We start from the raw sequence: 13,242 nt of genomic DNA on the forward strand, positions 1-13,242 counted from the left end.
CGTGGCTGCGCGAGTATTGCGACTAAAGTACTCACTTAAAAACTCTAATGTAAAACCTTAGCTTAAAAAAGCGCGCTAACTTGAACTTGGTCGCGGCCCAAACGTTTTGCTTGATATAGCGCTTTGTCAGCACGTTCAAATAATGGTGACCAAGTTTTATCTGTGCTGGAAAGGGAAGCGGTACCAACACTAACCGTGATGTTTATTTGTTGTTGGTCGTTAATCACAAACGGGTGCTTAGCGCACTCTTCGACAATACGTTCGGCGATAGTTAACGCTGCATCTGTGTTGGTAAATGGCGTAATAATGGCAAATTCTTCACCGCCAATTCGGGCAAAGGTGTCTTCTTCACGTACAAATTGTTTAATTAACTGGGTTAGTTGCATTAACACTTTGTCGCCAACATCGTGACCATAGTTGTCATTCACTGCTTTAAAGTAGTCAATGTCGAAGAGGATCAAGGATAAACGTTGCTGATGACGAACCGCTTTATTGTGCTCTTCTAGCATCATATTGTTAAAGTGACGCTTATTGAAAATTTTGGTTAAAGGGTCGGATAAGGCCAAAGCGTGTAGCTTTTGGTTTTCTTCAAGTTGGTGTTGCAGCGATTGAATTAGGGCTTCTTTTTCCGAAATATCACGTATGGTCGCAAGTGCGATTTTCCCTGCTCTTGTCGGAATTAGGTTAAGCGTTACCTCAATAGTTAGTGGGCGACCAGCGTAATCGAGAATGGCCAGTGATTTTTTAAATAGGCTGTCTCCGGTATAGCAAGGATCGAAATATTTTCTGAACGCTTGTTGGTATTTTTCTAGTTTAGCAAGTGGCACTAAACTAAAAACACTTAGCTGCTCTAGTTTGTTGCGAGGGCAGGCAAATAACTCTTCTGCTTGCTGGTTAGCTTTAATAATATTGCCACGGACATCCAGCTTTAAGTTTGCGTCTGGTGCCATTTCAAATAGTCGCTCACTTTCTTCCAGTGCCAATTTAACTGACGTATAGGCATGATCGATTTTCTTAAGGCTTGTTCGGTAGAGTGCTTCACTCTCTTTTAGTGCGGTGATATTGCTGTGGACACCAAGCATGCGATAGGGTTGGTTGTCGCTATTGCGAATAACGATGCCGCGACAGCGAATCCAAACGGTGGAGCCATCTTTGTGACGATAACGCACCTCTTGATCGTAAGGATGGTTTGGATCGTCGCAGTGCTTTTGAAAGTTCTCTAATGCTAGCTGCAGATCATCTTGGTTGATAATATCTTGCCACTCTGAAGCGAGATGCGATTTTTTAGTCGGATCATAGCCAAGTTCAGTCCAAAATCGATCGCTCATCCATTCATTTTCGGGTTGCTCTAGATCCCAATACCACATGCCATCTGTGGCGCCAGACTGTAAAAATTCAAAAATCTTCGCATCTTCTTTTATTAGAGAATACAGTTCCTTTTTTAAATAATTTTCACTTCTGGGCATCGAGGTAACAAGCTATTAACAAAAAATTGCGCGGATTTTAACGAATTGCCTAACACTTAACCAATGATAAATTGTAATTAATCGATATCGAACCAGCATCAAAGTCGGTTCGCCTCGCCTAAATGCGCCCACGGTATAAGTTATCGCCAGTTATGCTTGCTTTTTTAGCGCCAGCCTTGATAATTGCCGCTCAAGGTAAGTGCTTGGGAATGGGGTGAAAATCCTCAACTGTACCCGCAACTGTAAACAGAGCAGCCTATTTGCCAAAACGTCGTTCATTTTGAGCGGCTAGAATTGGTAAACCACTGAGTGTTGAAGTGCTAATGCGATGAGCTAGCGAACAAACTTGGGAAGGTGTAGGTCGAGATGCTGTTAGTCAGGATACCGGTATTTACCACTTCATATTAACAAGTCGAGCGGGTTACTCGGGCATTGTCTTTTCGGTCTTATTGGCCGGGCTTTGCTGTGCAACTGCGCCGACATTTGGCGGCTATCGTAATGGTAGCTTGTTGTTACTGGCTAAGGCGATGCAGCAAGCAGCACAAGCAAACACGACTAAAACTTCAGATCCTAGTTTAAGTGGGCAACAGCTCGCGGTCACTGATCTGGGTTGGCAAACTGGTCGCAAAGTTATTTTAAGCGAGATCAATTTTCACCTAAAACAAGGTGAGTTTGTTGGCTTACTTGGCCCCAATGGCGCGGGTAAATCTAGCTTATTGCGCTGCTTGTACCGCTATCACAGCCCTACGACTGGGCAAGTACAGTATCAAGGCCAACCGCTCGAAACATACAGCCAACAAGCCTACGCGCAACAAGTGGCTGTGGTACTACAAGAATCACCAAGTTTTTTTAACCTCTCGGTTACTGATGTGGTGGAGTTAGGTTTATTACCGCGCACCTCAATTTGGCATCGCACTAGCCGCAATGAACAATTCCAAGTGCAACAAGCCCTAACGCAAGTGGCGATGCTTGATAAAGCAAAGCAGAGTTTTGATTCTCTATCTGGCGGTGAGAAACAGCGCGTTTTAATTGCCCGTGCTATGGTGCAACAACCTAGCTTGCTAATCATGGATGAACCCACTAGCCACCTTGATGTTAAATACCAAATTCAAATTATTAACTTAGCGAAATCGCTTGGTATTACGGTACTTGCTTCTTTCCACGATTTGAATTTAGCCAGCGCCATGTGCGATCGGTTACTGGTACTTAGCAATGGCAAATTAGTGGCCGATGGCGCGCCTAGTCAGGTACTCACCCGATCGTTACTCGCCGAAGTGTTTGGCGTGAATGCCCAATTGCAGCCGCACCCCGAGCATGGCAGCCCGTTAATTACTTATCACTATCGCTCAGAAAATAAATTAGCAAGCTCGGTAGAACAAGGCGCTGCACATGAGTAGTCGTACCAACAGCTCAACACTTTGGTTTGTCGGGTTATTGAGTTTGTCATTGTTTTCGCTGGTGTCAGCCCTGTCTTTTGGCGCGGCGGAGATTAGCCTTAAGCAAGCGTTTTATGCTGTTATTGGCGATCTTCGAGCTGCTGAGCCTGTTATGCCCACTGAGCCCGCTGAGCAAGGCGTCGCAACAAGCGCTGCCTTAGCCGAGCAAATTATTTGGCAGCTGCGTATGCCGCGTACTTTATTGGCCTTTATTGCCGGTGGCGGCCTCGCACTAGCGGGACTTATGCTGCAAACCGTGACCCGCAACCCACTCGCTGATCCCTATCTGTTTGGTATATCGTCAGGGGCAACCGTAGGTGTCGTGCTTTTTATGACCTTTGCCGGCACCGCACTTGGCACAGCTCTTGGCCAAAGCGAGAGTTGGCTATCGCCGCTAGTGAATCAATTAAGCTTATCGTTTGCCGCTTTTATTGGCGCGCTGATTGCCATTGCGGTTCTGCTAGCAGTTGCAGGTTCGGCGATTGGTCGGCAGGTCGAGTCTATGCTGTTAGCGGGTGTCGCTTTGTCGTTCCTATTTAGCGCCATCACTAGCGTGACCTTATATTTTAGCGATCCACAGGCGATTAGTGCGGTGATCTTCTGGACCATGGGCAGCTTTGCTCGCGCCCAGTGGTTACAACTTATTTTGCCCTTGGCTTTATTGTTAACTACGTTAGTGGCGGTATTACTGTTTCGTCGTCAGCTTTCGGCCTTACTGTTAGGAGATGAAAGTGCGATTACTTTGGGCGTGAATGTCGCAAAGTTCCGCTTGGTTATGCTGCTGTTAAGTTCTTTGTTAACCGCAAGTTTAGTCGCCGTATGCGGTGGTATTGGCTTTGTAGGCTTAATGATCCCACACATTGTTCGGCTATTTGTTTCACAAGCGCAAGTGATTCACCCAATTGCCGTTTGTTTACTCGGTGGCGTGTTTATGGTCTGGGTCGATGTGATTGCCCGCACATTGTTATCTCACCAAGAATTACCGCTCGGTATTATCACTGGGCTACTTGGTAGTGGCTTTTTCTTATCGTTAATGGTGGTGCGCTATCGCCGCCAAAGTCAGTAAGTAGGGCGCAAGAATGACTGAAAGAACAACAGCAACAATGCAACCCCTGTCCATGCAAACCCTGATGGTACAAGGCACCACCTCTGATGCGGGTAAAAGTACGCTCGTTGCAGGTTTGTGCCGCGCTTTGGCAAATCGTCAACTTAATATCGCACCGTTTAAGCCACAAAATATGGCACTTAATAGCGCGGTTGTGGCAATCGGAGAAAGTGATGGAGTCGGCGAAATTGGCCGTGCTCAAGCACTACAAGCAATAGCCGCAAAAGTGCCTGCGCAAGTGGACTTTAATCCGATTTTGCTGAAACCAAATTCCGATACTGGTGCGCAAGTAATAGTGCACGGCAAAGCGATTAATAATATGGAAGCGGCAGCTTACCAAGACTATAAAAAAGTCGCGATGGATGCTGTGCTCGATTCTTATCAACGACTGAGTGAGCAATTCCAATATTTGTTGGTGGAAGGGGCGGGCAGCCCTGCCGAAATCAACTTACGGGCTGGTGATATAGCCAATATGGGCTTTGCCGAAGCAGTCGATTGCCCAGTAATTATTATTGCCGATATCGACAAAGGCGGTGTATTTGCTCATTTAGTGGGAACACTAGCTTTGCTGTCGCCAACGGAACAAGCAAGGGTTAAAGGCTTTGTGATTAATCGCTTTCGCGGCGATATTAGTTTGCTGCAATCTGGGCTTGATTGGCTTGAACAAGAAACCGGCCAGCCAGTACTTGGCGTTTTACCTTACCTGCATGACTTGGCACTAGACGCCGAAGATGCGTTAGCACTTGCCAATGTTAACGACGCTAAAATTGAACAGATTAACATTGCAGTATTGCTGGTGCCGCATATTTCCAATCATACCGACTTTGATAGCCTGCGGTTAAATCCGTCGGTTAATCTTCATTATGTGCGGGTCGGACAGGGGATTCCTGCCTGTGATTTGATTATTTTACCCGGCTCGAAAAACGTGATTGGTGATTACCAGTTTTTAGCCGCGCAAGGGTGGGCAAAGCAAATCAAGCAGCACTTGCGCTACGGCGGAAAAGTGCTGGGAATTTGTGGCGGTTTACAAATGCTGGGCCATAAAATTTGCGATCCTCGTGGTATTGAATCAAGTGTTGCTGAGCAAACCACCCTAGGTCTTGCTGATTTTGCTACCGAACTCACCGAAGAAAAGGCACTTGTGCAAGTGGCTGCTGAGCTATTACTTGAGAGTGAATTGCTTGAGAATAAATTGGCAGCAGAATCTATCGTCATTCAAGGCTATGAAATCCATTGTGGTATTAGCCAAGGAAGCGCGATGGCACAACCCTTTGCCCGTTATCGCAACCAGCAAGGGCAATTAATTAACGATGGCTTTATCTCAAGCGATGGGCAAGTGATCGGCACCTACTTACACGGTTTATTTGATAAACCTGCGCCAACCCAAGCAATTTTGCACTGGGTTAAGCCACAATCGGCAGTACCTGCTTTGGATTTAGATCAGCACCGCGAGCAAGAGCTTGAACGCTTGGCCGCAGTGTGTGAACAACACTTAGATATCGACAGATTATTAGACATAACACGGGAGTTTTATCGTCATGGCAATGAGTGACATGGATAAATCGACAAATCGTTCGGATAACCACCAAAAACGCCAACAACGACTGAAAGAAAAAGTTGATGAACGTATTTCGGCAGCACAAGAAGAACGCGGTATTTTGCAGGTCATCACCGGCAATGGTAAAGGTAAAACCACGGCTGGCTTTGGCACAGTAACACGCGCTGTGGGTCATGGCCTAAAAGCGGGTGTGGTGCAGTTTATCAAAGGAACTTGGGACTGTGGTGAGCGTAAGTTGTTAGAAAAGTTTGACGTACCGTTTGTCGTGATGGCAACCGGCTTTACGTGGGAAACGCAAAATCGCGAAGCCGATATTGCGGCAGCGAAAACCGCGTGGCAAGGGGCTAAAGAAATGCTTGCTAACCCTGAGCTCGACATTGTTTTGCTTGATGAGCTGACCTATATGCTGAGCTATGATTATTTGCCAGTTGATGAAGTGATTGACTGTTTAGCCAATCGCCCTAAGCATCAGTTTGTAGTTGTTACTGGACGCGCCGCCCATCGCAAATTACTGGAACTGGCTGATACCGTTAGTGAAGTGAAAAACGTCAAACATGCATTCGATGCCGGTATAAAAGCCCAAGTTGGCTTTGATTACTAAGCTATGTACTAAGTTATGATTTTGTCGAAAAGCTCAATTACTCGCTACTTTTTTCTGCTCTTTGTACTGCTGAATGGCTTGGTTGCCGAACAAGCAATGGCATTAGAAATAGCAGCAGAAAAAGTACTGGATGCCGCTAGTTTAGAAACCACGTCTGCGCCTAAACCCGCCCAGCGTATTGTTGCGCTTGCGCCGCATATTGTAGAAATGCTCTATGAAATTGGCGCCGGCGATCGCATTGTTGCAACAGTTGACTATGCCAACCACCCAGAAGCGGCCAAGGCAATTCCGCGTATTGGCGGTCACGCGGGGATTAGTATCGAAAGGTTACTTAGCTATCAGCCCGACTTAATCTTGTTTTGGCAGGGTGGTAATCAGGCGCAAGACTTAGCCAAAATGCAAGAGCTAGGTTTAAACGTGCAGCTTAGTGAGCCAAAAGCACTGGCTGATGTTGCCAAAGAGTTGGTGATGCTTGGCAAGCTTACTGGGCAAGAAGCATTAGCTCAGCAAAAAGCGGATCAGTTTATGACGCAGCTGACCAACATCGAAGCGCAATATCAAGACAAGCAAGCGCTGTCGGTGTTCTATCAGCTATGGTCAACGCCTTTAATGACCATTAATCAAGACAGTTGGATAAATCAGTTGGTGACTAGCTGCAATGCCAATAATGTCTTTGCTAATGCACCAACCAAAACGCCGCAAGTTAGTGTTGAAAATGTCTTGGTTGCAATGCCTGATGTGATTGTTATCCCAGATGCCAGCAGCGGTGAAGGCAACAAGCAGCCGGATGCAGGCTGGCAAAATTGGCCGCAAATTCCTGCGGTGAAAAAGCAGCAAATTATTCATACCAATGGCGATGTGATGCATCGCTTTAGTAGCAATATGCTGGTTGGCTTGGCTGATATGTGTCAGCAACTCGATAGCTTTCGTGAATAACATCAACATCTAGCAAGTACATTGCTGATAAAGAAATTTCGCGTTAACACTAGAAAAGTTAACGCCGTTTAGCCAACGTTATTTGGCGACATAGCAGGGTTATTTAGGGGAAGCTGATGAGAGTTCAGCGCTGCCCCCGCAACGGTAATATGGCCACAATTCATAGCTAAACGTTAGTTGTGAGTCATAAAGCCCGATTACCTAAATAGCTTTAATTTAATAAAGACTTAATAAAGTCACTAATGCAGTACTTGATGCGGTGGGCATCAATAATTGAGGACATATGAACATAAAACACTTATCCAAATTAGCAGTGGCTATCGGCGCTGCCATCACAGTAAATGCCAACGTTTACGCCCAAACTCCTTCTGTTGCTGATGAAGAAGTTATTACCGTGACGGGCAGTCGCTCGCCAGTCAATATCGATACCGCGCTTGCTAGCGTAGTTGTGATCACGCGTGAAGATATCGCCCGAATTCAGCCAAAATCACTTGATGATGTGCTTGATACCATTCCGGGTATTGATATCACTAACCAAGGTGGTCGTGGTCAAAATTCATCGCTGTTCTTGCGTGGCACAAACTCGAACCAAACGTTAGTGCTGATTGATGGCATTCGTGTCAGCTCTGCTAGCTTGGGTTCAACCAACACGCAAATTATTGCACCTGAACTGATTGACCGTATTGAAGTAGTGAAAGGGCCTCGTGCTGCTATTTGGGGTTCTGATGCCATTGGTGGCGTGATTCAAATTTTCACGCGCCAGCTTGAAGGCAGTGAATATATTGCTGGTGTTACAGTGGGTGCTGATGATTATCGCCAGTACAAAGCAGGTGCAGGCATCGCACATCCAGACGGTAAGGGCCATACTAGCATTACTTTGAACCGTGAGAAAAGCGATGGCTTTGACGTGTTAAAAACTGCTGAAGATGACAACGATGGCTACGAGTATGACTCGGTAGCGATTAAAGGTCAGCAGCAAGTTAACAGCCAATTAGCAATTGATTGGTTAGCGCGAGCCGATCAAGGTGATAATGAATACGACAATGCATTTGGTGGTGCCAACGAAGCAGAAACTCGCAACCACGCTTGGTTAGTACGTGGTACTTACAGCAAAGTTATTGGTCATGTGCAAAACCACACTACATTGTCTATTGGTCAAAATCGTGATTACTCGGAAAATTACCTTGATGGTACTGATGCTTTCACCACAGTATTTGAAACACGCCGTGATCAGTTTTCACTGGTAAACCACGCGCAAGTTTTCCCATTTTTACAGTTTAACTTAGGCTTTGATTACTACAACGAGCAACTCAACAGTACGACTGATTTTGCCGAAGATGAACGCGATGTGACAGCGTTTTACGCTCATAGCTTGTACAGTAAAAACGACTTAACGGTTGAAGCGGCGGTTCGCCATGACGATGTTGAAAATGTTGACTCAGAAACCACTTACAACGCAGGCATTGGCTATCAAATCAATGAAGATACACGCATTGCGCTAAATGCAGGCAGTGGCTTTAAAGCGCCAAGCTTTAATGATTTATACTTTCCTGCGAGCCAATTCTCTTCTGGTAACCCAGATCTGCAATCGGAAACTTCAGATACGATTGAGTTAGTGTTCGAAACGAACTACGCCAACGTTGATATGGCGTTTAACCTGTATCAAACAGATGTCGATAACCTGATTGTTTGGCTACCGGATGCAAATTTCTTCTTCCAGCCTACCAATGTGAATGAAGCGGAAATGTCAGGTATCGAGTTTACCGCGAAGTACCAAGGTTTTGGTGGTAACCACCAGATTAATGCGGGTTATGTAGATGCGGAAGACAAGGCGACGGGCGAGCAGTTAATTCGTCGTGCTAAAGATCAATTTAGCTACCAGTTCGACACTAACATTGGTGATTTATCGCTTTATGTGGAATACCAATATCGCGGTGAGCGTGAAGACAATGTGTTTGGTGTTGGTCGTGTCAAACTAGACAGCTACCACCTAGTTAATTTAACGGCAAGCTACCCTGTAACGGCAAACCTTTCAGTTGAATCGCGTATTACTAACGCATTCAACGAAAACTACGAAACTGCCGTTAACTACAACACGCAAGATCGCGCTGCGTATATTGGTATTAATTACGCAATGTAGCGAGTTAACTACCGATAAGGTATTTCGACACTAAAAAGTGAGGGCTAGCCCTCACTTTTTTATTTCTAGAAATTGCCTACTTAGTAGTAACAACTAGTAATTTAACTGACTGGTTTTACCCCAAAACACCTTATACGCAAAAATCGTGTAGCCAATAATCACAGGCAATACAATCACCGCGCCCCAGAAAATCACTAAGAGTGAAGCAGGGGCACTGGCTGCTTCAAAAATCGTCAGTTGGTTTGGCACGATATACGGATAGAAGCTATAGGCTAAGCCACAAAAACACAAAGTGAAAATAATGATGGCGCAAACAAACGGGTACCAACAGCCAAAATCATCTGCCATCGGCACTTTGCGTAAGTAAAGCTCAACGGTGACAAACATAAAGCCAAACAGCATAACCAATGGGATCAAGATAAACACTTGCGGAAAGCCCAACCATTTGTCGGCGATAACCGGATCAATAGATAGGTTGGCTATACAAACTGCGACTATCCCTACTGCCATAAAACGGTTCGACCAAATCGCCCATTTTGCCGAACGTTTTTGCAATTCACCTTCGGTTTTCATTACCAACCAAGCTGCGCCAACATAACAGTAACCTGCGGTGACACAAATCGCAGAGAGCAGGGCGAATAAGGTTGCCGCAGTACTAGCATCAAACGCGGTTACATAGCGGCCCAGCATATAACCTTGGCACAGGGTGGCGATTAACGATCCGGCTTTAAACGCCAAATCCCATTTATGCTTGTCTTTACTCGGCGCTTTGGTGCGAAAATCAAAAGATACACCGCGTAAAATTAAGCCAAACAGCATAAGTGCCGTGGGTAAATACAAAGCTTGCAGCACAATCGAATGGGCTTTGGGAAATGCGATCAGCATTAAGCCAATGGCTAACACTAACCAAGTTTCATTGGCATCCCAAAACGGGCCAATTGAATAGATCATTTTGTCGCGTGCTGCTTGATTGGCGGCCGCTTTGTCGGTGGGTAGCAATACGCCGACGCCTAAGTCATAGCCATCTAAAATGGCGTACACCAGAAACGACAAGCCCATGAGTGCAATAAACACCATAGGTAACCAGTTTACTGTTGAGCTTTCTGTAACAAACTCCATCACAAACTCCTTTACAACTTTTTGATACTAAATCGTATGGTGAATTATTGGGCACTTGCTGGCGTGCTTAGTTTTTCATTTAAAGCTTCGCTAGGGCTATCTGCTTGCTGCATATCTGCCAATTTAGGGTTTGTCGCTTCAAGCTTAACGGCGCGATCTGCCATCACAAACAAGGTCTTGATATAAGCAATTAATAAGAAACCATAAACCAGCAAATACAAGATCAGCGATAAGGCGATATTTTCTGGGGCAATGCCTGTGGCAGCTTCTTTAGTGGTCAGTACACCTGACACTAGATAAGGTTGGCGGCCAATTTCTGTGACATACCAGCCAGCAAGTGTTGCTAACCAGCCAGAAAAGGTCATGGCCACGGTGGTTTTTAGTAGCCATGTTGGGTAGCGTTTTTTATAAACAAACTGATAAGTAGCGAGCCAAGCGATGGCTAACATTAATAGCCCGATGCCAATCATTAAACGAAAGCTGTAAAACACTGGGGCGACGGGAGGATGTTCACCTTTAAATTCATCTAGGCCACGAATTTCACCGTCAATTTCATGCGTTAGAATCAGGCTAGCTAAATTTGGAATGGCGACTTCAAAATGATTAGTGCGCGCAACTTCATCTGGCACGGCAAATAACAGTAGCGGGGCACCGCGTTCAGTTTGCCATACCCCTTCCATCGCAGCGACTTTCGCTGGCTGGTGTTCAAAGGTATTCAAGCCATGTAAATCACCAACAAAAGCTTGCAGTGGCATCAATACGGCAGCCAGCAGCACAGAAAAGTTAAGTGCATATTTTACTGACGATTTTTGATCCCCTTTAATCAAGCGATAAGCGGAAATACCAGCAATCAAAAAGGCTGCGGTCAGTGCCGAAGCTAGTAGCATATGGGCAAGGCGATAAGGCATAGAAGGGTTAAATACCACTTCATACCAGCTGGTTACATGGGCTACGCCGTCGATCATTTCAAAACCTGCGGGCGTCTGCATCCAAGAATTGAGCACTAAAATCCAGAAGGCCGATAGGCTAGTGCCAACAGCGACTAGCACAGTTGCTATGGTGTGTACGCGATTCGAGACTCTGTCCATGCCAAAGAGCATGATCGACAAGAAGGAGGCTTCCAAAAAGAAGGCGGTCATTACTTCATAGCCCAATAAAGGGCCAGCGATATTGCCGACTTTTTCCATATAACCGGGCCAGTTAGTGCCAAATTGAAAAGACATGGTAATGCCGCTGACCACGCCAATGGCGAATGTTAGTGCAAAGATCCTCACCCAAAACCGATATACGCGCAGCCAAGCATCATCTTGGGTGCGGTTGTAGCGCCATTTGAAGAAAACGAGAATCCAACACAGAGCGATATTGATGGTTGGAAATAAGATATGAAAACTGATGTTGGCGGCAAATTGAATTCGCGACAACATCAGGCCAGTTTCAGCAGCCAAATCGATAAAGGCCAGATTGATATAGGCAAGTGGATTAAAAGCAAACATAAGCACCTCCTTGGGCGCATTAGCTAAACGAATTCTTTTCAACTTGACCGAGCCAACACCTAATAAGGTATGAGCATGAAGTATCTTGGCTATGCGAACTAGCTATGCGAATTAGCTATGCAAATTAGGCATGCCAAAACACATTAGCGGCACACAGCCCGACTTTGTTTGCTCATCAGCCTACAATACAGGCCTGCATACTCAGCTTGGTTGTTCGCAACGCTGAACATTACGGGCAGCTTTGCTGTGATAAGGATCATAACCCTGTCTAAACTGGGAAAAAGGGGGAGATGATCTTTATCGGAATTAGTTTGTTTGCGCTTCTTAGCTTATGTTTTGAGCCTGTGTTTTAAGCAAACGCTTTTGGTGTTAGTCGCTTGTGCGCTAGTCTTTGATGCTTTATCTACTTAGCCATTGTTTGCCCATTACGCGCTTAAGCTTTTTTATTGGGTAATAGCTTGTCTTTCATATCAATGAGTTTGCCGATACCTTCGCCGAGTTTAAGCAGTGCGGCCAGTTTGTCTGATGACATGCCCTGCAACTCATTTGACCAAAGGGTGACCATTTCCATCAGATCATGCATTTCCTGCACACGTTTTTGTACATAGCGATCGGCGTCGTTACCAGGCTCTTGCAACAAGGCATCGCGCATCATAGATAAAGTTGGGTCAAGCTCGCGTTTACGGCGTTCAACCACTAAAGTGCGAGCAATTTCCCAAACATCGCTAGGTGCAGAGAAATACTCTTTTCTATCACCGGGAATATGCTGTAACTTGATCAAGTTCCACGATTTAAGCTCTTTTAAACCCATAGAAACATTGGAGCGTGAGATTTGTAGGCACTCACTAATTTGGTCGGCATTAAGTGGTGCTTCGGTCAACACAATCAGGGCATACATTTGACCTAGGGTGCGATTTAACCCCCATTTCGAGCCCATTTCACCAAAGTGAAGAATTAACGATTGAGTCATTGATGACACTTTCATTAGCCGCTACTCCGCAGTTATCTGATTAACCATGCAACACTATTTATTGGAATCCTTTTGCATAACTGGGTTACAGTTGCCCGTATCTATGCTGCCAACATTTTTCAGTGTTTATCAGTTTCTGAATTTTCAGTAATTTCTGAAAATTGTAAAGGTAATTTGATATAAGTCAATAAAATGTTTTATCAAAAGGATTAAGATGGACTTATCGGGTGTGCTGGAAGTCTACACCAGCCACCCCGACGGGGCGTTTTTAGGCTCAGCTTTATGGCTGAGCCTTTTTTTATGTCTAAGTTTACTTATATCAGTAAACTTAAATGTGATTGGTCTATTTAGGTTAGCTTAAACACAAAACGTATTTAGTTATACCCTTACCGTAGCTCACTTTGCTTTAGCGCCTCCT

10 protein-coding genes and 2 riboswitches are annotated in these 13,242 nt (G+C 45.3%); of the genes, 6 read left to right on the plus strand and 4 right to left on the minus strand.

The window, feature by feature from the left end; all coding sequences use genetic code 11:
• Window positions 1-62: 62 nt before the first annotated feature.
• On the minus strand, window positions 63-1,466 hold the full coding sequence (locus tag ACSLUR_RS00690) for a sensor domain-containing diguanylate cyclase (RefSeq protein WP_448550886.1): 1,404 nt from the start codon (window positions 1,464-1,466) through the stop codon (window positions 63-65).
• Between the two features lie 166 nt (window positions 1,467-1,632).
• Window positions 1,633-1,873, plus strand: a riboswitch (cobalamin riboswitch).
• 120 nt (window positions 1,874-1,993) lie between these two features.
• Here ACSLUR_RS00690 and ACSLUR_RS00695 point away from each other — a divergent pair.
• The 6 genes from ACSLUR_RS00695 (at window position 1,994) to ACSLUR_RS00720 (ending at window position 9,242) form a co-directional block, all read left to right on the plus strand.
• The gene (locus ACSLUR_RS00695; RefSeq protein WP_448550888.1) at window positions 1,994-2,863 is read left to right on the plus strand and encodes an ABC transporter ATP-binding protein; all 870 of its coding nucleotides are present in this window, start codon (window positions 1,994-1,996) and stop codon (window positions 2,861-2,863) included.
• Entirely contained in the window at window positions 2,856-3,968 is a 1,113-nt protein-coding gene (locus tag ACSLUR_RS00700; protein ID WP_448550890.1) for a FecCD family ABC transporter permease, read from the plus strand. The genes ACSLUR_RS00695 and ACSLUR_RS00700 overlap by 8 nt, the downstream gene beginning before the upstream one ends.
• Window positions 3,969-4,020: 52 nt before the next feature.
• Complete coding sequence (locus tag ACSLUR_RS00705; RefSeq protein WP_448552943.1) at window positions 4,021-5,559, plus strand: cobyric acid synthase; 1,539 nt, start codon at window positions 4,021-4,023, stop codon at window positions 5,557-5,559.
• 1 nt (window position 5,560) lies between these two features.
• Window positions 5,561-6,166 (plus strand): cob(I)yrinic acid a,c-diamide adenosyltransferase, encoded by a 606-nt coding sequence (cobO, locus tag ACSLUR_RS00710; protein WP_448552945.1) that lies wholly within the window; start codon window positions 5,561-5,563, stop codon window positions 6,164-6,166.
• A 21-nt stretch (window positions 6,167-6,187) separates the two neighbouring features.
• Window positions 6,188-7,102: a cobalamin-binding protein gene (locus ACSLUR_RS00715; protein WP_448550892.1), complete on the plus strand. Its 915-nt coding sequence runs from the start codon at window positions 6,188-6,190 to the stop codon at window positions 7,100-7,102.
• A gap of 66 nt (window positions 7,103-7,168) precedes the next feature.
• Window positions 7,169-7,322, plus strand: a riboswitch (cobalamin riboswitch).
• A 63-nt stretch (window positions 7,323-7,385) separates the two neighbouring features.
• Window positions 7,386-9,242, plus strand: a complete 1,857-nt coding sequence (locus ACSLUR_RS00720; RefSeq protein WP_448550894.1) for a TonB-dependent receptor domain-containing protein — start codon at window positions 7,386-7,388, stop codon at window positions 9,240-9,242.
• A gap of 93 nt (window positions 9,243-9,335) precedes the next feature.
• Here ACSLUR_RS00720 and ACSLUR_RS00725 read toward each other — a convergent pair whose 3' ends face one another.
• The 3 genes from ACSLUR_RS00725 to ACSLUR_RS00735 all read right to left on the minus strand — a co-directional run bounded on the left by ACSLUR_RS00725 (window position 9,336) and on the right by ACSLUR_RS00735 (window position 12,839).
• A complete protein-coding gene (locus ACSLUR_RS00725) occupies window positions 9,336-10,361 on the minus strand; it encodes a cytochrome d ubiquinol oxidase subunit II (RefSeq protein WP_448550896.1) in 1,026 nt (341 codons plus the stop codon).
• Between the two features lie 44 nt (window positions 10,362-10,405).
• Window positions 10,406-11,785 carry a cytochrome ubiquinol oxidase subunit I gene (locus ACSLUR_RS00730; protein WP_448552947.1) on the minus strand — a complete coding sequence of 460 codons (1,380 nt, stop codon included), beginning with the start codon at window positions 11,783-11,785 and terminating at the stop codon, window positions 10,406-10,408.
• A gap of 502 nt (window positions 11,786-12,287) precedes the next feature.
• Entirely contained in the window at window positions 12,288-12,839 is a 552-nt protein-coding gene (locus tag ACSLUR_RS00735) for a GbsR/MarR family transcriptional regulator (RefSeq protein ID WP_115998896.1), read from the minus strand.
• Between the last annotated feature and the right edge of the window lie 403 nt (window positions 12,840-13,242).

The sequence above is a fragment of the Thalassotalea montiporae genome, assembly GCF_053485855.1.

Coding starts and splice junctions, on each gene's coding strand:
- ACSLUR_RS00690 (WP_448550886.1), bottom strand. CDS start 1,466: ATGCCCAGAAGTGAAAATTATTTAAAAAAGGAACTGTATTCTCTAATA.
- ACSLUR_RS00695 (WP_448550888.1), top strand. CDS start 1,994: ATGCAGCAAGCAGCACAAGCAAACACGACTAAAACTTCAGATCCTAGT.
- ACSLUR_RS00700 (WP_448550890.1), top strand. CDS start 2,856: ATGAGTAGTCGTACCAACAGCTCAACACTTTGGTTTGTCGGGTTATTG.
- ACSLUR_RS00705 (WP_448552943.1), top strand. CDS start 4,021: ATGCAAACCCTGATGGTACAAGGCACCACCTCTGATGCGGGTAAAAGT.
- cobO (WP_448552945.1), top strand. CDS start 5,561: ATGGATAAATCGACAAATCGTTCGGATAACCACCAAAAACGCCAACAA.
- ACSLUR_RS00720 (WP_448550894.1), top strand. CDS start 7,386: ATGAACATAAAACACTTATCCAAATTAGCAGTGGCTATCGGCGCTGCC.
- ACSLUR_RS00725 (WP_448550896.1), bottom strand. CDS start 10,361: ATGGAGTTTGTTACAGAAAGCTCAACAGTAAACTGGTTACCTATGGTG.
- ACSLUR_RS00730 (WP_448552947.1), bottom strand. CDS start 11,785: ATGTTGTCGCGAATTCAATTTGCCGCCAACATCAGTTTTCATATCTTA.
- ACSLUR_RS00735 (WP_115998896.1), bottom strand. CDS start 12,839: ATGAAAGTGTCATCAATGACTCAATCGTTAATTCTTCACTTTGGTGAA.